The organism is Variovorax sp. Soil_C_19 (genome assembly GCF_057657255.1).
Window position 1 is genome coordinate 1 of record NZ_JBDGIV010000034.1, and the last position, 1,246, is coordinate 1,246.

The window sequence follows — 1,246 nt, forward strand, 5'->3', positions numbered from 1 at the left end:
GCGTTGTCGGCGTTCTGCTTGACGGTGCTCGTGAGTTCTTCCATGGAGGCGGCCGTCTGCTCGAGCGAGCTGGCCTGCTCCTCGGTGCGCGACGAGAGATCCTGGTTGCCCGCGGCGATCTGCGTCGACGCGGTCATCACGTGCGAGACGTTGGAGTCCACGTCGAGCACGATGGCCGAGAAGTTCGCGCTCATCTGGTTCAGCGCGCGCAGCAGGTGGCGCATCTCGTCCTCGGGACGAACCTCGAACTTCGCAATCCCGCCCGATGCGATGGCCTGTGCCACGCGCACCGCTTCGTCCATCGGACGGAACACGGTGCGGTCGAGAAAATAGCCGAAGCCGGCCCATGCCAGCGCGCAGAGCGCGGCACCGGCGGCCCACACCTGCGGGCCCACGAAGCCCAGCCAGCCGGCCACGCCGAGTGCAAGCATCAGCACGGCGGCGGCCGCAGCAGAACCGAACACGCGCACGCGGATCGGAAGCCGGCGCAGGCGTGCCAGCACGCTGGTCCATCCGCGCCGGACCACCTCGCCCTGCTCGATCGCCAGCCCCTTGGCCTGGCCCTCGCGAAAGCGCCGGTAGAGCTGCTCGGCCTGCTCGACGGCGGCGCGGGCGGGCTTGCTGCGCACCGACATGTAGCCTTCGATCTGACCGTTGCGGCGCACCGGCGTGACGTTGGCAAGCACCCAGTAGAAGTCGCCGTTCTCGCGCCGGTTCTTGACCAGGCCGGTCCAGGGCAAGCCCTTCTTCAGGGTCTCCCACATGTCGCCGAAGGCCTCGGGCGGCATGTCCGGATGGCGGATCATGTTGTGCGCCTTGCCGATGAGCTGCGGCACCGCGTAGCCGCTCGCGGTCACGAAGGCCGGATTGACATAGGTGATGCGGCCCTTGAGGTCGGTGCGCGACACCAGCGCCGCGTCATCGTCGAGCAGGTATTCGTGGGTGGTGACGGGAAGGTTGAGTCTCATGATCCTGGGAATGCGGTCTTTTCTCTGCGCGGTCAGGCAAACGCCGGCTCGGCGTTTCCGAGCGCGCGGACGTCGTGCTGCGCTGCTCTGGAAACGCCCGGCAGGGCGCGGCCATCTCCCGCATGAGCCTCGAGCCTGAACACACTCACCGCCTGCACAAGGCTCGCGGCCTGCTCCTGCATCGACTGCGCGGCGGCCGCAGCCTCTTCGACCAGCGCCGCGTTCTGCTGCGTCACCTGGTCCATCTGCGCGATCGCCTGGTTCACCTGCTCGATGCC

1 protein-coding gene and 1 pseudogene are annotated in these 1,246 nt (G+C 68.1%); both read right to left on the reverse strand.

Going from position 1 to position 1,246, the window contains the following annotated elements:
• Positions 1 to 968, reverse strand: a 968-nt coding sequence (locus tag AC3A6R_RS27085; RefSeq protein WP_487866176.1) for a methyl-accepting chemotaxis protein, incomplete at its 3' end; no start/stop codon positions are given.
• A 32-nt stretch (positions 969 to 1,000) separates the two neighbouring features.
• Positions 1,001 to 1,246: pseudogene (locus AC3A6R_RS27090) on the reverse strand (methyl-accepting chemotaxis protein); the annotation flags it as partial.